Origin of the sequence: Streptomyces sp. NPDC047042 (assembly GCF_040644035.1) — a bacterium.
Lineage (GTDB): Bacteria > Actinomycetota > Actinomycetes > Streptomycetales > Streptomycetaceae > Streptomyces.
In genome coordinates this window covers 64,189-89,384 of record NZ_JBEYVP010000041.1, presented here as the reverse complement: position 1 = coordinate 89,384, position 25,196 = coordinate 64,189, and the positions used below count along the sequence as shown (strand labels likewise).

General features: G+C 69.9%; 24 protein-coding genes. 10 read left to right on the top strand and 14 right to left on the bottom strand.

Annotated features, from left to right (window positions below):
* The first annotated feature begins 114 nt into the window (after window positions 1–114).
* Together radA and disA are read left to right on the top strand one after the other, a co-directional pair.
* Window positions 115–1,524, top strand: a complete 1,410-nt coding sequence (gene radA / locus ABZ855_RS37835; protein WP_360814863.1) for a DNA repair protein RadA — start codon at window positions 115–117, stop codon at window positions 1,522–1,524.
* Between the two features lie 81 nt (window positions 1,525–1,605).
* Window positions 1,606–2,730 (top strand): DNA integrity scanning diadenylate cyclase DisA, encoded by a 1,125-nt coding sequence (gene disA / locus ABZ855_RS37830; RefSeq protein WP_319210309.1) that lies wholly within the window; start codon window positions 1,606–1,608, stop codon window positions 2,728–2,730.
* A 46-nt stretch (window positions 2,731–2,776) separates the two neighbouring features.
* On the opposite strand, the gene ABZ855_RS37825 is transcribed toward disA, so the two are convergent.
* Window positions 2,777–3,655: a hypothetical protein gene (locus tag ABZ855_RS37825; RefSeq protein ID WP_360814859.1), complete on the bottom strand. Its 879-nt coding sequence runs from the start codon at window positions 3,653–3,655 to the stop codon at window positions 2,777–2,779.
* Window positions 3,656–3,962: 307 nt separating this feature from the next.
* Between ABZ855_RS37825 and ABZ855_RS37820 the strand changes: the two genes are divergently transcribed.
* The 5 genes from ABZ855_RS37820 to cseC all read left to right on the top strand — a co-directional run bounded on the left by ABZ855_RS37820 (window position 3,963) and on the right by cseC (window position 8,670).
* The gene (locus tag ABZ855_RS37820) at window positions 3,963–4,874 is read left to right on the top strand and encodes an A/G-specific adenine glycosylase (RefSeq protein ID WP_360814856.1); all 912 of its coding nucleotides are present in this window, start codon (window positions 3,963–3,965) and stop codon (window positions 4,872–4,874) included.
* 236 nt (window positions 4,875–5,110) lie between these two features.
* Window positions 5,111–5,653 (top strand): SigE family RNA polymerase sigma factor, encoded by a 543-nt coding sequence (locus ABZ855_RS37815; RefSeq protein ID WP_319210306.1) that lies wholly within the window; start codon window positions 5,111–5,113, stop codon window positions 5,651–5,653.
* 221 nt (window positions 5,654–5,874) lie between these two features.
* Window positions 5,875–6,540, top strand: a complete 666-nt coding sequence (locus ABZ855_RS37810; protein ID WP_360814852.1) for a hypothetical protein — start codon at window positions 5,875–5,877, stop codon at window positions 6,538–6,540.
* 28 nt (window positions 6,541–6,568) lie between these two features.
* Window positions 6,569–7,276, top strand: coding sequence for a two-component system response regulator CseB (gene cseB, locus ABZ855_RS37805; protein ID WP_360814849.1), 708 nt, complete (start codon window positions 6,569–6,571; stop codon window positions 7,274–7,276).
* Window positions 7,277–7,287: 11 nt separating this feature from the next.
* On the top strand, window positions 7,288–8,670 hold the full coding sequence (gene cseC / locus ABZ855_RS37800) for a two-component system sensor histidine kinase CseC (RefSeq protein WP_360814846.1): 1,383 nt from the start codon (window positions 7,288–7,290) through the stop codon (window positions 8,668–8,670).
* Between the two features lie 181 nt (window positions 8,671–8,851).
* Here cseC and ABZ855_RS37795 read toward each other — a convergent pair whose 3' ends face one another.
* On the bottom strand, window positions 8,852–10,489 hold the full coding sequence (locus ABZ855_RS37795) for an MDR family MFS transporter (RefSeq protein ID WP_360814843.1): 1,638 nt from the start codon (window positions 10,487–10,489) through the stop codon (window positions 8,852–8,854).
* Between the two features lie 144 nt (window positions 10,490–10,633).
* Between ABZ855_RS37795 and ABZ855_RS37790 the strand changes: the two genes are divergently transcribed.
* The gene (locus tag ABZ855_RS37790; RefSeq protein WP_360814840.1) at window positions 10,634–11,221 is read left to right on the top strand and encodes a TetR/AcrR family transcriptional regulator; all 588 of its coding nucleotides are present in this window, start codon (window positions 10,634–10,636) and stop codon (window positions 11,219–11,221) included.
* Window positions 11,222–11,454: 233 nt separating this feature from the next.
* Here the strand turns inward: ABZ855_RS37790 and ABZ855_RS37785 are convergent, their stop codons facing one another.
* Window positions 11,455–12,051 (bottom strand): M23 family metallopeptidase, encoded by a 597-nt coding sequence (locus tag ABZ855_RS37785; protein ID WP_360814837.1) that lies wholly within the window; start codon window positions 12,049–12,051, stop codon window positions 11,455–11,457.
* Window positions 12,052–12,508: 457 nt separating this feature from the next.
* Here ABZ855_RS37785 and ABZ855_RS37780 point away from each other — a divergent pair, with 457 nt between their 5' ends.
* Entirely contained in the window at window positions 12,509–13,150 is a 642-nt protein-coding gene (locus ABZ855_RS37780; protein WP_360814834.1) for an HAD family acid phosphatase, read from the top strand.
* Window positions 13,151–13,285: 135 nt separating this feature from the next.
* On the opposite strand, the gene ABZ855_RS37775 is transcribed toward ABZ855_RS37780, so the two are convergent.
* Complete coding sequence (locus tag ABZ855_RS37775) at window positions 13,286–15,814, bottom strand: ATP-dependent Clp protease ATP-binding subunit (RefSeq protein ID WP_360814831.1); 2,529 nt, start codon at window positions 15,812–15,814, stop codon at window positions 13,286–13,288.
* Between the two features lie 441 nt (window positions 15,815–16,255).
* Between ABZ855_RS37775 and ABZ855_RS37770 the strand changes: the two genes are divergently transcribed.
* Complete coding sequence (locus ABZ855_RS37770) at window positions 16,256–16,933, top strand: SCO3374 family protein (RefSeq protein ID WP_360814828.1); 678 nt, start codon at window positions 16,256–16,258, stop codon at window positions 16,931–16,933.
* Here the strand turns inward: ABZ855_RS37770 and ABZ855_RS37765 are convergent.
* The 10 genes from ABZ855_RS37765 to ABZ855_RS37720 form a co-directional block, all read right to left on the bottom strand.
* Complete coding sequence (locus ABZ855_RS37765) at window positions 16,912–17,247, bottom strand: Lsr2 family protein (RefSeq protein WP_053742239.1); 336 nt, start codon at window positions 17,245–17,247, stop codon at window positions 16,912–16,914. The genes ABZ855_RS37770 and ABZ855_RS37765 overlap by 22 nt on opposite strands.
* Window positions 17,248–17,474: 227 nt before the next feature.
* On the bottom strand, window positions 17,475–18,008 hold the full coding sequence (locus ABZ855_RS37760; protein ID WP_053742238.1) for an amino-acid N-acetyltransferase: 534 nt from the start codon (window positions 18,006–18,008) through the stop codon (window positions 17,475–17,477).
* A gap of 9 nt (window positions 18,009–18,017) precedes the next feature.
* Complete coding sequence (locus ABZ855_RS37755; protein WP_360814824.1) at window positions 18,018–18,455, bottom strand: BlaI/MecI/CopY family transcriptional regulator; 438 nt, start codon at window positions 18,453–18,455, stop codon at window positions 18,018–18,020.
* A gap of 78 nt (window positions 18,456–18,533) precedes the next feature.
* Entirely contained in the window at window positions 18,534–18,716 is a 183-nt protein-coding gene (locus ABZ855_RS37750; protein ID WP_319210289.1) for a hypothetical protein, read from the bottom strand.
* Window positions 18,717–18,801: 85 nt separating this feature from the next.
* Window positions 18,802–19,437 carry a hypothetical protein gene (locus ABZ855_RS37745; RefSeq protein WP_360814906.1) on the bottom strand — a complete coding sequence of 212 codons (636 nt, stop codon included), beginning with the start codon at window positions 19,435–19,437 and terminating at the stop codon, window positions 18,802–18,804.
* A 117-nt stretch (window positions 19,438–19,554) separates the two neighbouring features.
* Window positions 19,555–20,352: a type III pantothenate kinase gene (locus ABZ855_RS37740; RefSeq protein WP_006383273.1), complete on the bottom strand. Its 798-nt coding sequence runs from the start codon at window positions 20,350–20,352 to the stop codon at window positions 19,555–19,557.
* A 10-nt stretch (window positions 20,353–20,362) separates the two neighbouring features.
* Window positions 20,363–21,340 carry a carboxylating nicotinate-nucleotide diphosphorylase gene (gene nadC / locus ABZ855_RS37735; protein ID WP_360814819.1) on the bottom strand — a complete coding sequence of 326 codons (978 nt, stop codon included), beginning with the start codon at window positions 21,338–21,340 and terminating at the stop codon, window positions 20,363–20,365.
* Window positions 21,341–21,345: 5 nt separating this feature from the next.
* Window positions 21,346–23,100: an L-aspartate oxidase gene (locus ABZ855_RS37730; protein WP_360814816.1), complete on the bottom strand. Its 1,755-nt coding sequence runs from the start codon at window positions 23,098–23,100 to the stop codon at window positions 21,346–21,348.
* The gene (panC, locus tag ABZ855_RS37725; protein ID WP_360814813.1) at window positions 23,097–24,131 is read right to left on the bottom strand and encodes a pantoate--beta-alanine ligase; all 1,035 of its coding nucleotides are present in this window, start codon (window positions 24,129–24,131) and stop codon (window positions 23,097–23,099) included. The genes ABZ855_RS37730 and panC overlap by 4 nt, the downstream gene beginning before the upstream one ends.
* The gene (locus ABZ855_RS37720) at window positions 24,128–25,048 is read right to left on the bottom strand and encodes a DUF2520 domain-containing protein (RefSeq protein WP_360814810.1); all 921 of its coding nucleotides are present in this window, start codon (window positions 25,046–25,048) and stop codon (window positions 24,128–24,130) included. The genes panC and ABZ855_RS37720 overlap by 4 nt, the downstream gene beginning before the upstream one ends.
* Window positions 25,049–25,196 lie beyond the last annotated feature (148 nt).

Genomic DNA, 25,196 nt, shown 5'->3' with positions numbered 1-25,196 from the left:
ACTCCGTATTCCGTGGCCTGTTCCTGACCTGACGTGGCCGGTTGTCGCCGGGAGCCCGGCTTCCGGCACCCGTCGGCGGCGGCGATGTCAGTGGTCCCGGATACGGTTCGTCTCATGGCTGCCCGTACGAAGACCGCGAAGGACCGACCGTCCTACCGCTGCACCGAGTGCGGCTGGCAGACGGTCAAATGGCTCGGCCGCTGCGGCGAGTGCCAGGCGTGGGGCACTGTGGAGGAGTACGGCGCGCCCGCGGTGCGTACGACGACACCGGGCCGTGTCACCAACTCCGCGCTCCCCATCGGCCAGGTCGACGGCCGCCAGGCAACGGCCCGCTCCACCGGCGTGCCCGAGTTCGACCGCGTACTGGGCGGCGGGCTGGTCCCGGGCGCCGTGGTCCTGCTGGCCGGTGAACCGGGCGTGGGCAAGTCGACGCTCCTCCTCGACGTGGCGGCGAAGTCGGCGAGTGACGAACACCGCACGCTCTACATCACCGGTGAGGAGTCCGCGAGCCAGGTCCGGCTGCGCGCCGACCGCATCAAGGCGATCGACGACCACCTGTACCTGGCCGCGGAGACGGACCTGGCGGCGGTGCTGGGCCACCTGGACGCGGTGAAGCCGGCCCTCCTGATCCTCGACTCCGTCCAGACCGTGGCCTCGCCCGAGATCGACGGCGCCCCGGGCGGCATGGCACAGGTCCGCGAGGTCGCCGGGGCGCTGATCCGCGCGTCCAAGGAGCGCGGGATGTCGACACTCCTTGTGGGCCATGTCACCAAGGACGGCGCCATCGCGGGCCCGCGCCTCCTGGAGCACCTGGTGGACGTCGTCCTGTCCTTCGAGGGCGACCGGCACGCGCGCCTGCGTCTCGTGCGGGGCGTCAAGAACCGCTACGGCACGACGGACGAGGTCGGCTGCTTCGAACTGCACGACGAGGGCATCACGGGCCTCGCCGATCCGAGCGGCCTGTTCCTGACCCGGCGGGCCGAGCCGGTGCCGGGCACCTGTCTGACCGTCACCCTGGAGGGGCGGCGCCCGCTCGTCGCCGAGGTCCAGGCGCTCACCGTGGACTCGCAGATCCCCTCCCCCAGGCGTACGACGTCGGGTCTGGAGACGTCCCGGGTGTCGATGATGCTCGCGGTTCTCGAACAACGGGGCAGGATCAGCGCGCTCGGAAAGCGGGACATCTATTCGGCGACGGTCGGCGGGGTGAAGCTCTCCGAGCCCGCCGCGGACCTCGCGATCGCCCTCGCGCTGGCCTCCGCCGCGAGTGACACCCCGCTGCCCAAAAACCTGGTGGCGATCGGCGAAGTGGGCCTCGCGGGCGAGGTCAGACGGGTGACGGGGGTCCAGCGCCGGCTGGCCGAGGCCCACCGTCTGGGCTTCACCCACGCCCTCGTTCCGTCGGACCCGGGCAAGATCCCCGCCGGTATGAAAGTCCTTGAAGTCGCCGACATGGGGGACGCCCTGCGGGTGCTCCCGAGGTCGCGTAGGCGAGAGGCCCCACGGGACGAGGAGGACCGCCGGTAGACTTTGCGCAGGTCTCGCCCGTCCGTACGAACAACGTGTGCGGAACGGCAGCGCCTCAGAACCTGCGACCGGAGGAGTGCAGTGGCAGCCAACGACCGGGCAGCAGCTCCCGGAAAGTACGGTGGGAGCTCCGGTGCCGATGGCCTGATGCGCGCCTCACTGAGCGCCGTGGCACCCGGCACGGCGCTGCGCGACGGGCTTGAACGGATTCTCCGCGGCAACACCGGCGGACTCATCGTGCTGGGCTCCGACAAGACCGTCGAGGCGATGTGCACGGGCGGTTTCGTCCTGGACGTCGAGTTCTCGGCGACCCGGCTGCGCGAGCTGTGCAAGCTCGACGGCGGCATCGTGATCTCCTCGGACCTGTCCAAGATCCTGCGGGCCGGCGTGCAGCTGGTCCCCGACCCGACGATCCCCACCGAGGAGACCGGCACCCGGCACCGCACCGCCGACCGCGTCTCGAAGCAGGTGGGCTTCTCTGTGGTCTCCGTCTCCCAGTCCATGAGACTCATCGCGCTGTACGTGGACGGCCAGCGCCGCGTCCTGGAGGACTCGGCCGCGATCCTCTCCCGCGCGAACCAGGCCCTGGCGACCCTGGAGCGCTACAAGCTCCGCCTCGACGAGGTCGCGGGCACGCTCTCCGCCCTGGAGATCGAGGACCTGGTGACGGTCCGGGACGTCTCCGCGGTGGTGCAGCGCCTGGAGATGGTCCGCCTCATCGCGACGGAGATCGCAGGGTACGTGCTCGAGTTGGGCACCGACGGACGGCTTCTGGCCCTCCAGCTGGAGGAGTTGATCGCGGGCGTGGAGCCGGAGCGCGAACTGGTGGTCCGGGACTACGTTCCCGAGCCGACCGCCAAGCGCTCCCGCACGGTCGACGAGGCGCTCGCCGAACTCGACGCGCTCAGCCACGCCGAACTGCTCGAACTCTCCACGGTGGCCAAGGCCCTGGGCTACACCGGCTCGCCCGAGACCCTCGACTCGGCGGTCTCCCCCCGCGGCTTCCGCCTGCTGGCGAAGGTGCCGCGGCTGCCCGGCGCGATCATCGACCGTCTGGTGGAGCACTTCGGCGGCCTGCAGAAGCTGCTGGCGGCGAGCGTCGACGACCTCCAGACGGTGGACGGGGTCGGCGAGGCGAGGGCACGCAGCGTCCGGGAGGGCCTGTCACGACTGGCGGAGTCGTCGATCCTCGAGCGGTACGTGTAACTCCCGCCGACCTCGCTGACTCTCGCTGTTTCCTGCTGACTCCCGCTCAGTCCTTGTCCAGTACGAAGGACGTCTGGGCCTTCGGGAATCCCGGGGCCTGTGCCTCCACGAGGTAGGTGTCGGCCGTCGCCGACCCCGCCTTCGGGGTGGCGCACTCGGGGGCGCTCGCCCTGCGGTCCCACTCGAAGGTGTACGTGATGCTGTCGCCGGCCGAGACCCGGAACAGCAGGCCGGCGGTGTCCTTGGGGCAGTCGTCCGAGGACCAGATGTCGTCGTCGCTGCTGGTCTGCGTGATCGTCACCACGGCCGACTTCGGGCCGAGGTCGATCTTGCAGTCGTTGGCGGAGGAGTTCTTGGCGACGAGCTGGAAGGTGGGCGTCTCGTCGGGTGCGTAGGCGTTCTGCACACTGCGCAGGCTCAACCGGACGACGGCCGCTGTGCAGTTGGGCAGGGTGGAACCGGCCGGAAGGGTGTCGCCGCTGCCGACGCTGCCGTTGACGCCGTCGTCCGCACCGGCGCCGCCGGCACCGGTCCCGGCGGAACCGCTGCCGGAGCCGCTGCTGTCGGAGCCGCCGGTACCGCCTGAGTCCCCGGACCCGGCGGACCCCTCGGACCCCCCTGACCCGGAACCCGAGCCGGATCCCGATCCCCCGCTGTCCGAACCGCCGCCCGAACCGCTCGACTCGTCGCGTCCGCCCGGGGCTTGGCTGATCGCGGGGCCCGAACCGGAGGGTCCCGGGGTGATCGTCTGCACTGGAGCCTTGCCGTTGGCGCCGTCCGTGCGGTGGTCACCGCCTCCGCCGCCGGAGGCGAGCAGCCAGATGCCCAGCAACGTCAACAGGGCGAGCGCAGACAGCAGAACGGCCCTCCGTCGCCAGTAGATGGAGGAGGGAAGCGGCCCGACCGGATTGCGCATAGATCCCACGGCGCAAACTGTACGAGAGATCGGACACTCCACTCGCCCCACCCGCCGCCGGGACCTCAACTTTTCCGGATCATCATCCCGGCAAACCCCGTCCGGCGGACAGCAGTTCACACCAGAGGGTTTCTCGCCCCCGCCGCCCCTACCCGTCCCATCCCTGAGGGCTGCCGCCCCCAGACCCCCGCGCACTACTCAGCCCCTCCGGCGTTTGAGGAGCGGGGGTTCGGGGGCAGCGCCCCCGAGACGGATGGGACGGGTAGGGGCGGCGGGGGCGAAAACAACCACCCCACATGGCAGGATCGGAATCGCCATGACTGCGCCCACAAAACCCCCGCACCGAATCGCCGACGGCACCCCCCTCCATTCCCCCGTCATCCACTGGTTCAACGACCACGCCCGCGACCTCCCCTGGCGCCACCCCGACGCCGGCCCCTGGGGCGTGATGGTCAGCGAGTTCATGCTCCAGCAGACCCCCGTCACCCGCGTACTCCCCGTCTACGAGCAGTGGCTCGCCCGCTGGCCCCGCCCCGCCGACCTCGCCGCCGCCCCCTCCGGCGAAGCAGTCCGCGCCTGGGGCCGCCTCGGCTACCCGCGCCGCGCCCTGCGCCTGCACGGCGCCGCCGTCGCCATAACGGAACGCCACGGTGGCGACGTACCCACCGACCACGCACAGCTCCTCGCCCTGCCCGGCATCGGCGAGTACACCGCCGCGGCCGTCGCCTCCTTCGCGTACGGCCAGCGGCACGCCGTACTGGACACCAACGTGCGCCGGGTCTTCGCCCGTGCCGTCACCGGCGTCCAGTACCCCCCGAACGCCACCACCGCCGCCGAACGCAAGCTCGCCCGCGCCCTGTTGCCCGACGACGAGCACACGGCCGCCCGCTGGGCAGCCGCCTCCATGGAACTCGGCGCGCTCGTCTGCACGGCCAGGAACGAGACCTGCCACCGCTGTCCGATCGCCGCCCAGTGCGCCTGGCGGCTCGCCGGCAAGCCCGAGCACGACGGACCCGCCCGGCGCGGTCAGACGTACGCGGGCACGGATCGTCAGGTACGCGGCAAGCTGCTCGCCGTACTCCGCGAAGCCCACACCCCCGTACCGCAGGCCGCGCTCGACAGTGTGTGGCACGAGCCGGTGCAGCGGGCCCGGGCTCTCGACGGCCTGGTCTCCGACGGTCTGGTGGAACCCCTGCCGGGCGGGCTGTACCGCCTGCCGCACAGCTGAAACACATACTCGGGGTTCTGTAACGGCCCCCAAATCGCCCTATACCCCCACCAATTGCCCTTCCCGCTTACCCCTTCCCTATTTCCGTTACACAACCGACGGACAGCCGCGCGCTCCCCGCAGGCTGGCTCGGACAACCCCGTGACAACCCCTCCGTAGCTTCATCCCTGTACGGACCACAAGGCGGAAAGCCGGCCGGCAGACGGGTCGGAAACGGGGAGCGGGAGGCGGTCGACATGGCGCAGCAGGGCGAGGTGCTCGAGTTCGAGGAGTACGTCCGCACACGGCAGGACGCGCTGTTGCGCAGCGCCCGTCGACTGGTCCCGGACCCCGTCGACGCTCAGGACCTGCTGCAGACGGCGCTCGTGCGTACGTACGGCCGCTGGGAGGGCATAGCGGACAAGCGGCTCGCGGACGCCTACCTCCGCCGGGTGATGATCAACACCCGGACCGAGTGGTGGCGGGCGCGGAAGCTGGAGGAGGTGCCCACCGAGCAGCTCCCGGACGCGTGTGTGGACGACTCCACCGAGCAGCACGCGGACCGTGCACTTCTGATGGATGTCATGAAGGTGCTCGCACCCAAGCAACGGAGTGTCGTCGTGCTGCGACACTGGGAGCAGATGTCCACGGAGGAGACGGCCGCCGCCCTCGGCATGTCGGCCGGAACGGTCAAGAGCACGCTGCACCGGGCGCTCGCCCGGCTCCGGGAGGAGCTGGAGGCCCGCGATCTGGACGCACGCGCGCTGGAGCATGAGGAGCGGGAGCGTTGCGCGGCCTAGGCACAGGGGCGACCGATCCCGGGATCCCACGGACACGGACGGGACGGACGGGGACGGACGCGAACGACGAGGACGCGGGCTCGGGCACGGGCACGAACACGGGCACGGGCACCGGCTCGCTCCCGTCGGCGGGCCAGGGGCCGCCCGGTGCCGGTATGCGTAAGGACCCCGGTGGGGGTCCGGGATCACGGGGATGGCCGGGGCACGCCCCGGGGCTGCCCATGGGGCCGGCCCTGTCCGCCCCTCTCCGGCGGGCTTTTCAAGCGGTGATCGCGGCGACGGCCGTGCTCGCCGCTTTCGCCCTGTTCGTCTCCGCCTGCGCCACCGGCGGCACGGGCGCGCGTGACGAGGGCCCGGCGGGCGCGGACGCCGTCACGGGCAGGCTGAACCCGTCCCCGATGGCCTCGGCGTACGCCACTCCGGACGATGTGAACGCGGTCAGACTCGTGCTGGCCGATCCGGGGGTCGCGCCCTCGGTCAAGCGTGCACTGAAGCCGTGCGTGGGGAACGAGTACCCGGTCGACGTGTCGTACGGAAACCTGACCGGCGGAATCGCGGACGACGTCGTCGTCAATGTCATGACCTGCAGCGACGTGGTCGGCGTCGGTTCCTATGTGTATCGCCGGGACGATGACGGCGGTGGTGCGGACGACGGGTACCGCAACGTCTTCAGGGCCGAGGAGCCTCCGGTGTACGCGGAGATCGACCGGGGCGACCTGGTGGTCACCAAACAGGTGTACAAGAAGGACGACCCCGTGACGAGCCCGTCCGGTGAGAATGTGATCACCTATCACTGGACCGCGGGCCGCTTCACGCTGGAGTACCGCACCCACAACGAGTACAGCAGCGCGGTCGACGGCGACACACCGACGACGCCCCCGAACTGACACCAGACGAGAACTGAGAGCACCCGGGATGGCAGACCAGACCCACGTCCTGTTCGTCGAGGACGACGACGTCATCCGCGAGGCCACCCAACTCGCCCTGGAGCGGGACGGCTTCGCGGTCACGGCCATGCCCGACGGGCTGTCCGGCCTGGAGGCGTTCCGCGCGGACCGGCCCGACATCGCCCTCCTGGACGTCATGGTCCCCGGTCTCGACGGGGTCAGCCTGTGCCGTCGTATCCGCGACGAGTCCACCGTGCCGGTGATCATGCTGTCGGCGCGCGCCGACTCCATCGACGTGGTCCTGGGCCTGGAGGCGGGCGCCGACGACTATGTGACGAAGCCCTTCGACGGCGCCGTCCTGGTCGCCCGGATCCGCGCGGTCCTGCGCCGCTTCGGACACGCGAGCGGCCCGAACGCGGCGGCCGCGGAGGGCAGCGCGCCCGTGACCGGCGGGGTGCTCGTCTTCGGCGACCTGGAGATCGACACCGAGGGCATGGAGGTCCGCAAGGACGGCCGGACGGTGGCCCTGACCCCCACCGAGATGCGGCTGCTGCTGGAGTTCTCGTCCGCGCCGGGCACGGTCCTCTCCCGCGACAAACTCCTCGAACGCGTGTGGGACTACGGCTGGGGCGGTGACACCCGCGTCGTCGACGTCCATGTGCAGCGGCTGCGTACGAAGATCGGCCAGGACCGGATCGAGACGGTCCGCGGCTTCGGCTACAAGTTGAAGGCCTGAACGGACCGCCCATGCACACCAGGAACACGCAGCTCAGGGACAGGCAGTCCAGGGACAGGCGATTCAGCCGGTTGACTTCGTTCGCGGGGCTGCACACCGGGCTGAGGTGGAAGCTGAGCGCCGCCATCGCGCTGGTCGGCGCGCTGGTGGCGGTCACCCTGAGCCTGGTCGTGCACAACGCCGCCCGGGTCTCGATGCTGGACGGCGCCCGCGATCTCGCCGACGAACGCGTCCTGATCGGGCAGAGCAACTACAACCTGTCGGGCCGGCCCAACTTCCCCGGCATCAGGGTCGACGACCCGAACCTGCCCGAGGAACTGCGGGAGAAGGCGGCGCAGGGCCGCCGGGCGACCTATGTGACCGACCGGCCGGACGGGGTGCCGGACATCTGGGCGGCCGTACCGCTCAAGGACGGGCACATCATGTCGCTGCACACCGGGTTCACCGACCGCAGTACGGACATCATGGCCGACCTCGACCAGGCGCTGATCATCGGCTCGATCGCCGTCGTCCTCGGCGGCAGCGCGCTCGGTGTGCTCATCGGCGCCCAGTTGTCGCGCCGGCTGCGCAAGGCGGCGGCCGCCGCGAACCGGGTCGCCAGGGGCGAGACGGACGTACGGGTGCGGGACGCCATCGGCGGTGTCGTACGCGACGAGACCGACGACCTCGCCCGGGCGGTGGACGCGATGGCGGACACCCTCCAGCAGCGGCTGGAGGCGGAACGACGGGTCACGGCCGACATCGCGCACGAGCTGCGTACACCGGTGACGGGTCTGCTGACGGCCGCCGAACTCCTGCCGCCCGGGCGCCCGACCGAGCTGGTCCTGGACCGGGCGAAGGCCATGCGCACGCTGGTCGAGGACGTCCTGGAGGTGGCCCGTCTCGACGGCGCGTCGGAGCGCGCGGAGCTGCAGGACATCATGCTGGGCGAGTTCGTGGTCCGGCGGGTGCTCGCGAAGGACCCGGAGATCGCCGTGCACGTGGTGCACGAGTCGGAGGTCACGACCGATCCCCGGCGGCTGGAGCGTGTGCTGTTCAACCTGCTGGCCAACGCGGCACGGCACGGCAAGGCGCCCATAGAGGTCTCGGTGGAGGGCCGGGTCATCCGCGTACGGGACCACGGCTCCGGTTTCCCCGAGGACCTCCTGGCGGACGGCCCCAGCCGCTTCCGTACGGGAAGCAGCGACCGTTCGGGCCACGGCCACGGCCTCGGCCTCACCATCGCGGCGGGCCAAGCCCGAGTGCTCGGCGCCCGCCTCACCTTCCGCAACATACGCCCACCCGGCGCCCCGGAAGACGTCCCCGCAGAGGGCGCGGTAGCGGTCCTGTGGCTCCCGGAACACGCCCCGACCAACACAGGCAGCTACCAGATGCTGCCCCGTGCGAGCAGATGACTGCCTTGAGGCGCCGGCCCGCACCCCCAGCCCGTCCGGCGTTCGAGGACGAACCGGCCCGCACCCCCAGCCCGTCCGGCGTTCGAGGACGAGGCCCCTTCAGGGCCGAAAGGGGGGTCTGGGGGCACAGCCCCCAGAAGGGATGGGACGGGTAGGGGCGGCGGGGGCGACCCCCAGACGGTCAGACCGCCTCAGCCGCGACCCCGCCCCCGGGGGCCCCATCCTTCTCCGGCCCCGCCCCCTTCAACGGAACCTCCCGAACAAACACCGCAGCCACCAGCACAGCAACAGCCACCACAGCCCCCAGCAAGAACGCCGAGTGCGTCCCCGAAGACACCGCGTACTGATACGCCTCCCGCGCCGCCGCGGGCAACTTCGCCAGACTCGCCGCATCCAACTGCGCCGACTGCTCAGTCACCTTGGACCCCAGCGCCCCGGCCCGCTCGTGCATCACGTCCTGCACCCGGCTGTTGAACAACGCCCCCATGATCGCGACCCCGAACGAGGACCCGAGCGTACGGAACAGCGTGGTCGTGGAGGACGCGACACCCATGTCCTTCATCTCGACGCTGTTCTGCGCGACCAGCATGGTGATCTGCATCAGACAGCCCATGCCCGCCCCCGCCACGGCCATGTACAGCCCGGACGTCAGCCGCGAGGTGTCCGTGTCCATCTGCGCGAGCAGATACAGCCCGACGCTCAGCAGCACACCACCGGCCACCGGGAACACCTTGTACTTGCCGGTGCTCGTCGTCACCCGCCCCGCGATCATGGACACGACCATCATCGCCGCCAGCATCGGAAGCAGCAACAACCCGGAGTTGGTAGCGGACGCGCCCTGCACGGACTGCTGGTACAGCGGCAGGAACAGCACCGCGCCGAACATCACGAACCCGGTGACGAAGCCGATGAACGACATCAGCGTGAAGTTGCGGCTGCGGAAGATGTGCAGCGGAATGATCGGCTCGGCGGCCTTGGTCTGCCAGAACACGAACCCGACGAGCGAGGCGACGCCGATCCCGATGAGCTCCATGATCACGGCGGAGCCCCACGCGTACTCCGTACCGCCCCAGGTCGTGACGAGCACGATGGAGGTGATGCCGATGGTCAGCAGCGCGACGCCCGGATAGTCGATCCGCGTCTTGGAGCGCTTCTTCGGCAGGTGCAGTACGGCGCTGATGGCGGCGAGCGCCACCACACCCAGCGGCAGGTTGATGTAGAACGACCAGCGCCAGCCCAGGTGGTCCGTGAGCGCTCCACCGACCAGCGGTCCGCCGATCATGGCGAGCGCCATCACACCGGCCATCAGGCCCTGGTACTTGCCGCGCTCACGCGGCGGTATCAGGTCGCCGATGATCGCCATGACCCCGACCATCAGGCCACCGGCACCGAGTCCCTGTACGGCGCGGAAGCCGATCAGCTGTCCCATGTCCTGGGCCATACCGCTGAGCGCCGACCCGATCAGGAAGAGCACGATCGAGCTCATGAAGACGCCCTTGCGCCCGTACATGTCGCCGAGCTTGCCCCAGATCGGGGTGGAGGCGGCGGTGGCGAGCGTGTAGGCGGTCACGACCCAGGCCAGGTGTTCGAGCCCACCCAGTTCACCGACGATCGTCGGCATCGCCGTACCGATGATCATGTTGTCCAGCATGGCGAGCATCATCGCGATCATGAGCGCGAGCAGCACCACCCGCACACTCCGCGGCTGCTTGCCCTGCTCATCCTGCTTGCCCTGCTCGCTCTGGCCGCCCTGCCCGCCCCGCTGATCAAGCCCGGCCTTCTCGTCCTGCTCGTCCTCAACCGCTTGCGCGTCCGCCATCGTCTCCGCCCACTCCCCCACGTACTCCTACTTACTTGCCGCCCGGCAAGTTGGCTACACTGGGGAAGCTAGACCCCTAACTAGCCGGGCGTCAAGTAAGTTTTTTACCAAGGGCGCGCCCGCAGCAGAAGCCGGAGTACGAGCATGGACCGCACCAAACAGCGCCGCCGTGGGGACACCCGCCAGCGCATCCAGGACGTGGCGCTCGAACTCTTCGCCGAACAGGGTTACGAGAAAACCTCGTTGCGGGAGATCGCCGAGCGCCTCGATGTCACGAAGGCGGCGCTCTACTACCACTTCAAGACCAAGGAAGAGATCATCGTCAGCCTGTTCGAGGATCTGACGAAACCGATCGAGGAGCTCATCGAGTGGGGCCGGCAGCAGCCGCACACCCTCGCCGTGAAGCAGGAAATCGTCCGCCGTTACGGCGAGGCACTCACCCACGCCGCCCCGCTCTTCCGCTTCATGCAGGAGAACCAGGCGACGGTCCGGGATCTGAGCATCGGCGACATGTTCAAGACGCGCATGCTCGGCATACGGAAGATCATCATCGACCCGGACGCCCCCCTGGTCGACCAGGTCCGCTGCATCAGCGCGATGTTCACCCTGCACGCCGGGATGTTCGTCCTCCAGGACCTCGCGGGCGACGAGGAGGAGAAGCGCAAGGCGGTCCTGGAGGTCGCGATCGGCCTGGTAACCCAGGCGCACGAGGGCACGACCCAGCCCTCGTAGCCGACCGCGACCCCTCGCCGGCGACGACCTCCGACCGCCTCCGACGACCTCCGACTGCCACCGGTCGGTGCCGATCGCCGCCGACCGCCATCGATCGCCGCCGACCCCCTCCGGCCACCTCCGACCGCCATCGATCGCCGTCAAGCCCCGCCGACCCCCGCCGATCGCCGCCGATCGCCGCCGACTCCCGCCGACCCCCGCAGATCGCCGTCGACCCCGCCGATCGCTGTCGGCTAGACCTTCACGCCCTTGGCCCGCAGAAACGCGACCGGGTCGACCGCGGAGCCGTAGTTCGCGGTCGTACGGATCTCGAAGTGCAGGTGCGGCCCGCTGGAGTTGCCCGTGTTGCCGGACAGGGCGATGCGCTGCCCGGTCGTCACGACCTGGCCGATCCGCACGCCGATCCGCGAGAGGTGGGCGTACTGCGAGTACGTCCCGTTGCCGTGCCGGATGACGATGGCGTTGCCGTACGCCGGTCCGTCACCGGCGCCGTTGCCGCCGGCCTTGACGACGGTACCGCCGTGCGCGGCGACAACCTTGGTACCGCTCGGGACGGCAAAGTCCTGGCCGGAGTGGGTGGACGACCACATGTTGCCCGCCTGGTTGAAGCTCGCGCTCAGCCGGTACTTCCGGACCGGGTCCACCCAGGTGGCGGCCTTCTTGGCGGCGGCCTGAACCTTTACGGCACCCGTCGCACCGGTCTCGGCGGCGGCCGCGACTCCGGCCACCCCCATCACGACCGATGCTCCGAGGCCGACGGCCAGAACGGAGACGCGGGAGACACGGGAAACGCGGGAGACACGGGACGGGCTGGTGGCGCGCTGGAACATCGGGACCTCATGGGGACGGGGACAGAAAAGCCACCCGGCACGAGCGTTCCCGCCGGATGGGCAAACCCTTGGTACCCCCACCCCCCACTTCGCCTCAAACTCCCCCACTACGACTCAAAATAGTATTGAGCCACCAATTACCCCACTTATTGACAAAACAACACCCCCTTCCACCCCGCACCAGCCCTCCACAAACCGGAATCCACCTACCCGACAACCCACTAATCACCCTAGTAACGGACATTTCGCCTGTGCGTCATGTCACCGGACCGCAAGATCCGAAAACCCATGACTGTGACGCGCCTAACGCGCGAATAAACCCCTTCCGGCTACTGGCACCTCACCGCTACCCGTGAGTAATGTGCCCTTCCCATCAGCGCCACTCACTCCAGTAAGCATGCCCCTGACATCTCCATGCCCTGGTACCGCCCGCCCTACGTGAGAGGACCCCATCCCGATGACAAGAGGCTCCTGGACGCCCTGGACGCGCCGCATCGGTCTGACCGCGGCCGCCGCGATCGCCGCCGTGACACTGACCGGCCCGGGCACCGCCCAGGCCGCGACCACCGCGTCCACCGCGTCCGTGTCGGCGGCCGCCGCCGAGGACGTCGACTACGCCACCTGGCAGCGGGACTGCCAGGCCGTGATGGACCAGGCGCTGCCCTATCTGCAGCAGCGCATCGCCGCCGCCCCCGCGGGTGAGAAGCCGGCGATCGTCTTCGACATCGACAACACCACCCTGGAGACCGACTTCGGCTTCAGCTACCCCTCGCCGGCCAACGCGCCCGTGCTGAAGGTCGCCCAGTACGCCCAGGACCACGGCGTGGCCCTCTTCTTCGTCACCGCGCGCCCGGACATCGCCAAGCCGGCCACGCAGTACAACCTCACGAACGTCGGCTACAAGGTGACCGGCCTGTACGCCCGCAATCTGATCGACCTCTTCAAGAACGTGGCCGACTACAAGACCGCGCAGCGCGTCGACATCGAGTCGAAGGGCTACACGATCATCGCCAACATCGGCAACAGCGCCACCGACCTGTCGGGCGGCCACGCGGAGAAGACGTACAAGCTGCCGGACTACGACGGCCAGCTGTCGTAAGCCACAAGCCGCAGCCACAGCCACAGCCGTGGGCATGCGAGAGGGGCCGGTGCTGGAAAGCACCGGCCCCTCTCGTTCAGGCAGAACCTTCGGGCAGAACCCTCAGGCGGAACCCTCAGGCGAACCCCCGGAGGGTCACGCCTCCTTGCTCAGGTTCGGTCCGGCACCGCCGGCCGCCTGCTCGATCGGCGGGACGTCGGGCAGCGCCGACTTCTCCTCACCCCGGAAGGTGAAGGTCGCGTTCTCGCCCTCGCCCTCCGTGTCGACGACCACGATGTGACCGGGGCGCAGCTCGCCGAAGAGGATCTTCTCGGAGAGCGAGTCCTCGATCTCGCGCTGGATCGTGCGACGCAGCGGGCGCGCGCCCAGGACGGGGTCGTAACCCTTCTTGGACAGCAGCTCCTTGGCGGCCTGGGAGAGCTCGATGCCCATGTCCCGGTCCTTGAGGCGCTCGTCCACCTTGCCGACCATCAGGTCGACGATCTGGAGGATGTCCTCCTGGGTGAGCTGCGGGAAGACGACGACGTCGTCGACGCGGTTGAGGAACTCGGGGCGGAAGTGCTGCTTGAGCTCGTCCGAGACCTTGTTCTTCATGCGCTCGTAGTTGGACTTCTTGTCACCGGAGGCCGCGAAGCCCAGGTTGAAGCCCTTCGAGATGTCCCGCGTGCCGAGGTTGGTCGTCATGATGATGACCGTGTTCTTGAAGTCCACGACCCGGCCCTGGGAGTCGGTCAGACGACCGTCCTCCAGGATCTGCAGCAGCGAGTTGAAGATGTCCGGGTGGGCCTTCTCGACCTCGTCGAACAGGACGACGGAGAACGGCTTGCGGCGGACCTTCTCGGTCAGCTGGCCGCCCTCTTCGTAACCCACGTATCCGGGCGGGGAACCGAAGAGACGCGACACCGTGTGCTTCTCGCTGAACTCCGACATGTCGAGGGAGATCAGCGCGTCCTCGTCACCGAAGAGGAACTCGGCCAGGGCCTTGCTCAGCTCGGTCTTACCGACACCGGACGGGCCGGCGAAGATGAACGAACCACCGGGACGCTTCGGGTCCTTCAGACCGGCCCGCGTACGACGGATCGCCTTCGAGAGCGCCTTGACGGCGTCCTTCTGGCCGATGACCCGCTTGTGGAGCTCGTCCTCCATGCGCAGCAGGCGGCTCGACTCCTCCTCGGTCAGCTTGAAGACCGGGATGCCGGTGGCGGTCGCGAGGACCTCGGCGATCAGCTCGCCGTCGACCTCGGCGACGACGTCCATGTCGCCGGCCTTCCACTCCTTCTCCCGCTTGGCCTTCGCGGCGAGGAGCTGCTTCTCCTTGTCACGCAGGGAGGCGGCCTTCTCGAAGTCCTGCGAGTCGATCGCGGACTCCTTGTCGCGGCGCACGCCGGCGATCTTCTCGTCGAACTCGCGCAGGTCCGGCGGAGCGGTCATCCGGCGGATGCGCATCCGGGAACCGGCCTCGTCGATGAGGTCGATCGCCTTGTCGGGCAGGAACCGGTCCGAGATGTACCGGTCGGCGAGCGTCGCCGCCTGCACCAGGGCCTCGTCGGTGATCGAGACGCGGTGGTGCGCCTCGTACCGGTCGCGCAGGCCCTTGAGGATCTCGATCGTGTGGGGGAGGGAAGGCTCCGCCACCTGGATCGGCTGGAAGCGGCGCTCGAGGGCCGCGTCCTTCTCGAGGTGCTTGCGGTACTCGTCGAGCGTGGTCGCACCGATGGTCTGGAGCTCACCACGGGCCAGCATCGGCTTGAGGATGGAGGCCGCGTCGATGGCGCCCTCGGCGGCACCCGCGCCGACGAGCGTGTGCAGCTCGTCGATGAACAGGATGATGTCGCCGCGGGTGCGGATCTCCTTGAGGACCTTCTTCAGGCGCTCCTCGAAGTCACCGCGGTAGCGGGAGCCGGCGACCAGCGCGCCGAGGTCCAGGGTGTAGAGGTGCTTGTCCTTGAGGGTCTCGGGCACCTCGCCCTTGACGATGGCCTGGGCGAGACCCTCGACGACGGCGGTCTTGCCGACGCCGGGCTCACCGATGAGGACCGGGTTGTTCTTCGTACGGCGGGACAGCACCTGCATGACCCGCTCGATCTCCTTCTCGCGCCCGATGACCGGGTCGAGCTTGGACTCACGAGCGGCCTGGGTGAGGTTCCGGCCGAACTGGTCGAGGACCAGGGACGTCGAGGGGGTGCCCTCGGCGGGGCCGCCACTGGCGCCGGCGGTCTCCTTGCCCTGGTAGCCGGAGAGCAGCTGGATGACCTGCTGCCGCACCCGGTTGAGATCTGCGCCCAGCTTGACGAGGACCTGGGCGGCGACGCCCTCGCCCTCGCGGATCAGGCCGAGCAGGATGTGTTCCGTGCCGATGTAGTTGTGGCCCAGCTGAAGGGCCTCGCGGAGCGACAGCTCCAGGACCTTCTTGGCACGGGGGGTGAAGGGGATGTGCCCGGACGGGGCCTGCTGCCCCTGCCCGATGATCTCCTCCACCTGCTGGCGGACCGCCTCGAGCGAAATCCCGAGGCTCTCCAGGGCCTTAGCGGCGACACCCTCACCCTCGTGGATCAGGCCCAGGAGGATGTGCTCGGTGCCGATGTAGTTGTGGTTGAGCATCCGGGCTTCTTCCTGAGCCAGGACGACAACCCGCCGCGCGCGGTCGGTGAACCTCTCGAACATCGTTAATCGCTCCTCAGAGCGGTCAGGCAGTAAGGGGACGCTCCCCTCCCTGTCCTTCCGCAGCTTAGTCCCGCAAGCGGGGACCGCTCATTCCAACTGCCGACACCGGACCGAGAACCAACACAGCCTCCTGACCCCGTACGCCGACATATGCTCCAACCCGATCGTGCGAGACGATGTTCCCGCAGGCCAGGCAGTTACCCTCACTATCAGTACGCCGATGGCGAACGTGAGACGGCCTTTTCTGCGTGTCGCCCCCTCCCACTAGGGATGTCTTACCCGTACGGACTGACACTCCATGCCGGATGCACGGGTTCCCTCCGCTACGGGCGAACAACCTTGCGCCGCCGACCGGCTCCGCACACGGCCGAAATCGGCACTCTGCGCATCCGTCGGGACACCCAGCGTAACTCGCGGCCTCTCGCGGCGGTTGGCTTTGGCATGGTCTCCGCTGTCCCCCTTCCCTTTCCGCGTCGTCCTCTTGATACGGGTGACACCACGAGTGGTCTCACCGGTGCCCCCACTGGCATTGTCCCGAGCGGCGGCCCGAGTGGCACCCCGGGAGATGTCCGGCATTGGTACGAGAACGAACTGGGGTGGGCGACAGTGCCCGGTTCGGGTGTCGAAGGACTCCCGCTGCGACTGATCACGGGCCTGCGCTTCGACGTACTGGACGTGCCGGCGGAAGCGGGCCTCGCCGCACTGCGGCACCGGGGGCGGGCGCGGGAGCCGCGTTCTCCGGTGGCGCTGAGCGGGGACCGGATGCTGCTGCTGGTGGCCGCAGGCAGCGCGGACGAGTTGCCGGGGCTGCTGGACTGGCTGGAGTGGGGCCGGCTCGCGGTGGACCTGAGGGCGACCGGCGCCGACGGCGACATCGAGGCGCCCCGGCCGCCCGGCGCGGCGGGCGGCCTGCGGGGCCGGACAAATCCGCAGGGGGCCGCTGTCTGGCTGCGGCCCCCTGATTCAGGGTGCGGGACACAGATCCCGCTGCCGACGATGTCGGCCCTGGGGGGCGTCGGAGGCGCCCCCGATCTCGTACGGCTGGTGGACACGCTGGCGACGCAATGCCATCGCGTCCGACTGCGGCGCGCGTGCGCTCAGCCGTTGGCCTTCTCGTAAGCCTCGCGAATGGACGCGGGAACACGGCCACGGTCGTTGACCTCGTATCCGTTCTCCTTCGCCCAAGCACGGATCTGCGCGGTGTCCTGGCTGCCGCCGGAAGCGACACGCGCCTTTCCGCGACCACCCGAAGCACGGCCACCGGTACGTCGGCCGCTCTTGGCGTAGGGGTCGAGAAGACCGCGGAGCTTGTCAGCATTGGCGGTCGTGAGGTCGATCTCGTACGTCTTGCCGTCCAACGCGAACGTCACGGTCTCGTCGGCCTCGCCGCCGTCGAGGTCGTCGACAAGAAGGACCTGAACCTTCTGTGCCACCGGATTTCCTTTCATCGATAACTTGGGAGCCGAGGCCCGCGGCGTGCGCCGCTGTTTCGCGTCCCCTGTTATATGCAGTACTGCAGTACATCGGAAAGCAAACCGCTTTTGCCGGAAAAACACAAACCCCCGGGAGAGACCGACCTGCCTTCCCGCGACCGGAAACGTACGCGTTTCGGACATAGGGAACCTGGGCAGGGCGGCTGACAGAAATTGCTCATGCCCGATCACAGATGCAGAAGCATCCGGCTGTTGCCCAAGGTGTTCGGTTTCACTCGTTCGAGACCGAGGAACTCCGCGACGCCCTCGTCATAGGAACGCAGCAGCTCGGCGTAGACATCGGTGTCGACGGGTGTCTCGCCGATCTCCACGAAGCCGTGCTTGCCGAAGAAGTCCACTTCAAAGGTCAGACAGAAAACGCGACGAACACCCAGCCAGCGGGCGGTTTGCAGCAACTTCTCCAGCAACTGATGCCCCACACCGGAACCCCTGAGGTCCGGGTTCACGGCAAGAGTGCGGACTTCGGCAAGGTCTTCCCACATGACATGGAGTGCACCGCACCCCACGACCTCGCCGTTGTCGTCGCGTTCCGCGACCCAGAACTCCTGGATGTCCTCGTAAAGCGTCACCGTCGCTTTGTCGAGCAGGATACGGCCACGGACGAACGAGTCAAGGAGTCCGCGTACGGCCTGGACATCGCTGGTCCTGGCCCGCCGGACGGTGATGGCTTTCGCTGGGACTTCGGGACGCGTCGCTGACATGAGCGGACGCTATCGCCCGGTGGGACCTTGCACCGAGGCGGGGTTCTGGTAGTGGGTTTGTTCCACGGGTTCCGCAGGTTGTGCGGCTTCCGCCTCTTCGGGGCCTTGGACGATGCGAACGGCATCCCTGAGGGCGAGCCGCTGTTCTTCGCTCATCATGCCGAAGAACGCGACGAGAGCGGCGGCGGGGTTGTCACTCTGCGACCACGCGTCGTTCATCAGAGCGGCCGCGTAGGCGGCACGCGTGGAGACCGCCTCATATCGATAGGCCCGGCCTTCCGCCTCGCGACGGACCCAGCCCTTCTGATGGAGATTGTCCAAAACGGTCATCACCGTGGTGTACGCGATGGACCGTTCCTGCCGAAGGTCTTCCAGGACTTCTCGAACGGTGACCGGGCGGTTCCACTTCCACACCCGCGTCATCACCGCGTCTTCGAGTTCTCCCAATGGGCGAGGCACAACTCAGCACACTAGTGGGAGAAACGACGAATAGCGCGACGGACGTGCGTCTTCGCCGCCAAATACCTACGAAACGGTGCGATCCGGGCCGGCCTGCCGGGTCTGCTCGACCTGGGCGAGGGCCGCGTCGACGACGGCGTCCTCCTTGGCCTTGTTGGCACCGCCCTGACTCTTCACCATCGTGACGATCACGGCGATGAAGAGCACGGCCATCACTACGGGGGGCACGAGCGCGGAGACGTAGTCCATGGGGTCCAGAGTAGCCAGGACCGCCGAAAGGCCCGGGCGGGGGGCCCGGGCCTTTCGTGGTTCCAGCTCCGCGCGAGCGGTCCGCTCAGCCCGCGGCGAGCTGCTGCGGGGGATTCGCCGGCGGGGTCGGCTTGCGGCGGGGGAAGACCTCGCCCGGGGTGGGGACGGGACGGCCGGGCTTGGGGGCGGCGGGCCGGGGCGCCGGGGCCGGCCGCTCCTGGGGCTGCTTCTCCGCGGGCCTCTCGCCGGGTTTCCTGGCGGGCTCCTGAGCGGCGCGACCGCCGGGCAGGGCCAGCAGGCGGGTACGGGAGGCGGGCACCGTGGGCGCGACCGGCGCGCGGCCGGCCGTTCTGGCGCCCAGCCTGGCCCGTACGTCCCGCTCCGCGTGCCGCATACAGCGGTCCAGGAGGGCGGCGGCGATCGGGTTCCCCCGCAGGGCCCGGAGGGCGGCGAGGTCGTCCGGGTCCGGTCTGTACCCGGCACTCAGCGCCTCCTCCAGCAGCGTGAGGAAGCCGGCGGCGGTTCCGGGCAGGGCGGCGCGGTAGCGGGCGAGGTCGGCCACGAGGAAGGCCCGCAGCCTCATTCCCTCGTGCGCCGCCTCGTCGACGGACTCGGCTAGCCGGAGACAGTCCTGGACGTCCTCTGCGGAGGCGGGGCCGGGGTGGAGGGCGAGGGCGAGAGCGCGACGGAGCACACGCAGCTCCTCCGCACCGAACGCCATGCCGCCGCGAGATCCGAATGGCGTGGGCATGCGGCGACGATACGCGCTAATCAGACAAATTCGACATCGGAGAGCGGGTGTGGCGCCGGGAGCCACCCAGGTGGCCGTGCCATGTGGTCACATACGGGACACGTTCCGCTCGTACACCAGTCGCAGCCCGATCAGCGTCAGCCACGGCTCGTGCTCGTCGATCACCGACGCCTCGCCGAGCACCATCGGCGCAAGACCGCCCGTGGCGATCACCGTCACGTCGTCCGGGTCCTCCGCCAGCTCCTTGGCCATCCTGGTCACGACACCGTCGACCTGACCGGCGAAGCCGTAGATGATGCCCGCCTGCATCGCCTCGACCGTGTTCTTGCCGATCACCGCGCGGGGGCGCGCCACCTCGATCTTCCTGAGCTGCGCCCCCCGCACCCCGAGCGCCTCGACGGAGATCTCGATCCCCGGCGCGATGACCCCGCCGACGTACTCCCCGCGCGCGGAGACCGCGTCGAACGTGGTCGCCGTACCGAAGTCGACGACGATCGCGGGGCCGCCATAGAGCTCGACGGCGGCGACCGCGTTGATGATGCGGTCCGCGCCGACCTCCTTCGGGTTGTCGGTGAGGATCGGTACGCCGGTCTTCACACCGGGTTCGACCAGCACCGCCGGCACATCGCCGTAGTACCGCCGGGTCACCTCACGCAGCTCGTGCAGCACCGAGGGCACGGTCGCGCAGATGGCGATGCCGTCGATGCCGTCGCCCAGCTCGTCGCCGAGGAGGGGGTGCATGCCCATGAGGCCCTGGAGGAGGACCGCCAGTTCGTCGGCCGTGCGGCGCGCGTCCGTGGAGATGCGCCAGTGCTCGACGATCTCGTCGCCGTCGAAGAGGCCGAGGACGGTGTGCGTGTTTCCCACGTCGATGGTCAGCAGCATGGCCGTGTACCTACTCCGCCGCTCGCAGGTCGAGACCGATGTCGAGGATCGGCGCGGAGTGGGTGAGGGCGCCGACCGCCAGGAAGTCGACACCGGTGTCGGCGTACTCCTTGGCGTTGTGCAGGACGAGCCGGCCCGAGACCTCGAGGAGGGCGCGGCCGTCGACGAGCGCCACGGCCTCGTCGCACTCGCCGGGGGTGAAGTTGTCCAGGAGGATCAGGTCGGCGCCCGCGTCAAGCACCTCGCGCAGCTGGTGCAGGGTGTCGACCTCGACCTCGATCGGTACGTCCGGGAAGGCCTCCCGTACGGCCTCGAAGGCCTGGGCGACGCCGCCCGCGGCGACCACGTGGTTGTCCTTGACGAGTGCCGCGTCCGACAGGGACATGCGGTGGTTGACGCCGCCGCCGCAGCGGACCGCGTACTTCTCCAGGGAGCGCAGACCGGGAGTGGTCTTGCGGGTGTCGCGGACGCGGGCCTTGGTGCCCTCCAGGACGTCCGCCCACGCGCGCGTGGCGGTCGCGATGCCCGACAGACGGCACAGGAGGTTGAGGGCGCTGCGTTCGGCCGTCAGGAGGTCACGGGTGCGGGTGGTGACGCTGAGCAGCTTCTGGCCGGCCTCGACGCGGTCGCCGTCCTCGACGTGCCGCTCGACCTCGAACTCGTCGGTGCAGACCACGGAGACGACCGCCTCGGCGATCCGCAGACCGGCGACGACGCCCCCTTCGCGGGCGGTGAAGTCGGCGGTGGCGCGGGCGTCCTCGGCGATGGTCGCGACGGTCGTCACGTCCACCCCGTTGTCGAGGTCCTCCTGGATGGCGACGTTGGCGATGTCCTCGACCTCGAGCGGGTCGAGGCCGGCGTCGGCGAGGAGGCCGGCGAGCGCGGGGTCGAGGCCGCACTCCAGGTACACGTCGTCCGATTCGGCGCCGCAGGCGCAGCCGTCGCCGCAGCCGCCGCTCTGGGCGAGGGGAAGGTCGGGGGTGCTCACTTCTGTCACTGCTCCTGGGGACGGTGCTCCGGCTGATGATGCCGGGTCGGGGGGAAGTCTGCGGTGTCGGTGGTGTGTACGGCCAGCGTCCGGTCGGGATTCAGCCGTACGACGATGTGGCGCTGCCAGGTGGTGTCGTCGCGCTCGGCGTGGTCCTCGCGCCAGTGGCAGCCCCGGGTCTCCTCGCGCAGCCGGGCGGCGGCGACCAGGACGCGGGCCACGCACAGGAGGTTGGTGGCCTCCCAGGTGTCGACGCCGGGCTCGGCGGTCTTGCCGTTCTCGTCGAGGGCGTCACGGGCGTCGGTGTGCAGTTTCTGGATGGCCGCGGCGGCGGTGTCCAGGGAGGCCGCCGAGCGAAGTACCCCGGCGCCGTCGGTCATGATCCGCTGGATCGCGAAGCGGGCCTCCGGCGCGAGGAGCGGGTGCGCGGGCTTCTCGGGGTGCGGTACGGGAGCCGGTACGCGCGCGTGGAGGCCGTTTCCGGCGTGGGCCTCGGTGATGTCGGCGACGATGCGCTCGGCGTAGACCAGGCCCTCGAGGAGGGAGTTGGAGGCGAGCCGGTTGGCGCCGTGGACGCCGGTGCAGGCGACCTCTCCGCACGCGTACAGGCCGGGGACGGTCGTACGGCCCCGGGAGTCGGTGCGGACGCCGCCGGAGGCGTAGTGGGCGGCCGGGGCGACCGGGACGGGCTCGGTGACCGGGTCGATGCCGTGGGCGCGGCAGGCGGCGAGGATCGTCGGGAAGCGGTGCTCCCACATGTGGGCGCCGAAGTGCCGGGCGTCCAGGAACATGTGTTCGGCGCCCTGTTCCTGCATGCGGCGCATGATGCCCTTGGCGACGATGTCCCGGGGCGCGAGTTCGCCGAGTTCGTGCTGGCCGGTCATGAAGCGCACGCCGTCGCCGTCGACGAGATGGGCGCCCTCACCGCGTACCGCCTCGGAGACGAGCGGCTGCTGGCCCTCGGCGTCGGCGCCCAGGAAGAGCACCGTGGGGTGGAACTGGACGAACTCGAGGTCGCTGACCTCGGCGCCCGCGCGCAGGGCGAGGGCGACGCCGTCGCCGGTCGACACGGACGGGTTGGTGGTCGCCGAGAAGACCTGGCCCATGCCGCCGGTGGCGAGGACCACGGCGGGGGCGTGGACGGCCCCCACGCCGTCGTGCTGGCCCTCTCCCATGACGTGCAGGGTCACACCCGCCGTACGGCCGTCGGCGTCCGTCAGGAGATCCAGGACGAGCGCGTTCTCGACCGTGCGCAGGCCCCGCGCGCGTACGGCCTCGACGAGCGCGCGGGAGATCTCCGCGCCGGTCGCGTCACCGCCCGCGTGCGCTATCCGGCGCCGGTGATGGCCGCCCTCGCGGGTCAGTTCGAGTCCGCCTTCGGAGGACTCGTCGAAGTGGGCGCCGGTCTCGATGAGCCGTCGTACGGCGTCCGGGCCCTCCGTGACGAGGATCCGTACGGCCTCCTCGTCGCACAGGCCCGCGCCGGCCACCAGGGTGTCGTCCAGGTGCTGTTCGGGGGTGTCGCCCTCGCCCAGCGCCGCCGCGATGCCGCCCTGGGCCCAGCGGGTGGAGCCGTCGTCGAGGCGGGCCTTGGTGACGACGACGGCCTTCAGGCCGGCCGCGTCGCAGCGCAGGGCGGCGGTGAGGCCGGCGACCCCGGAGCCGACGACCACGACGTCCGCGGAGATGGCCCAGCCGGGGGCGGGGGCGTGCAGCCGTATACCGGTGGAGGTACCGGCGGTGGGGCCTGTGGTGCTCACGAGGCGGCTCCGGGGGTTCCGAAATGGAGAGGGATGTTGTCGATCAGCCGGGTCGTCCCGACCTTGGCTGCGACGGCGAGGACGGCTTCGCCCGTGAAGTCGTCCGGGATCTCGGTGAAGTCGGCGGGGTCGACCAGGGCGAGGTAGTCGAGGACCAGCGGGGGCCGCAGCCTGGCCGCCTCGTCCAGCAGGAGGCGGGCGGCGGCCCGGATCGCGGCGGGACCGCCGCCGGGGCCCTTCGCGACGGCGTGTGTGTCGGCGGCGGCCCGGGACTCGCCGATCGCGCTGAGCGCCTGGGCACGCGCGTGCGTGGCGGGCACTTCGCGGGCCCGCGCGCGCAGCGCCTCCTGGGCGGCGTGCCGGTCGGCGCCGGCGAACAGGGCCTGGGAGAGCGCGAGCGCCGTACGCCGGTCCTCCGGGGACAGATAGCGGTTGCGGCTGGACAGGGCCAGGCCGTCGGCCTCGCGGACGGTGGGTACGCCGACGATCTCCACGCCGAAGTTCAGGTCGCGGACCATCCGGCGGATCATGGCGAGCTGCTGGGCGTCCTTCTGCCCGAAGAACGCCACGTCGGGCCGGGTGAGGTGGAGGAGCTTGCCGACGACGGTGAGCACACCGTCGAAGTGCCCGGGGCGGGTGGCGCCTTCCAGCCGCTCCCCCATGGGGCCCGCGCTGATGCGGACCTGGGGTTCGCCGCCGGGGTAGACCTCGTCGACGGAGGGGGCGAACACGACGTCCGCACCGGCCTGTTCGGCGAGGGCCAGATCGGCGTCGAGGGTGCGCGGGTAGCGGTCGAGGTCCTCGCCCTTGCCGAACTGAAGGGGGTTCACGAAGACGGTGACGACGACCTCACCGTCGGGGCCGGCGATTTCGCGCGCGGTGCGGACAAGGGTGGCGTGACCCTCGTGCAGGGCACCCATGGTCATGACGACGGCACGCGTGCGTGCGTGCTGTGTGGCGTCATCCTTGTCGGGGATGCGCTCTGACGCGCGGAGGCCGAGTTCGGCTGCCGTGTGCAGCAAGCGGGTCATCGGGCGCCTCCCTCGGTGCCGTGGCCGAGTACCCCGAGGAGGTCCTCGGCGAGTTCCGGCTTGAGCAGGCCGTGGGCGAGGGCGCGGTCGGCGGTCGCGCGGGCCATCGCCAGATAGGCGGGGACGCTCTGCGGGGAGTGCTTGCGCAGCTCCGTGACATGCGCGGCGACGGTGCCCGCGTCCCCGCGCGCGACGGGCCCGGTGAGTGCCGCGTCCCCGGAGCGCAGCGCGTTGTCCAGGGCGGCGCCCAGAAGGGGGCCGAGCATCTTGTCGGGGGCGTCGACACCGGCCGCGCGGAGCAGCTCCATGGACTCGGCGACGAGGGTGACCAGGTGGTTGGCGCCCAGGGCGAGGGCCGCGTGGTAGAGCGGGCGGCTCTCCTCCTCGATCCATTCGGGCTCGCCGCCCATCTCGATGACGAGGGCCTCGGCGGCCAGCCGCAGTTCGGGGCGGGCGGTGACCCCGAAGGAGCACCCGGCGAGCCGCTGGACGTCCACGGGAGTGCCGGTGAACGTCATGGCGGGGTGCAGGGCCAGCGGCAGCGCGCCGGCCCGGAGGGCGGGGTCCAGTACCTTCGCGCCGTACCGCCCCGAGGTGTGCACGAGCAGTTGGCCGGGCCGGACGGCGCCGGTCTCGGCGAGCCCCTCCACGAGGCCGGGCAGGGCGTCGTCCGGGACGGTCAGCAGGACCAGCTCGGCGCGCTCCATGACCTGGGCCGGCGACACGACGGGCACGTCCGGGAGCAGTTGGGCGGCCCTGCGGACGGAGGCGTCGGACACCGCGGACACGGCCACCGGACGGTGCCCGGCGAGTTGCAGGGACGCGGCAAGGGCGGGGCCCACGCGTCCGGCGCCGACCACGCCGACGGTGAGTCGCGCGGGACGGTCCCTGGGATCTGGCTGTTGGAATGTACTCACTCGACGGCGGCCTTCCCGTTCCAGTCCGCTCGGGGTACCGGACGATGTACCGGACGATTTCTCGTCATGTTAACGCGATTGGTCCGAGGGGCGTCCGGTTGTCCACAGGCTGTGGGCGAACGCACGCCCTCCGTGCACACGGTCGACG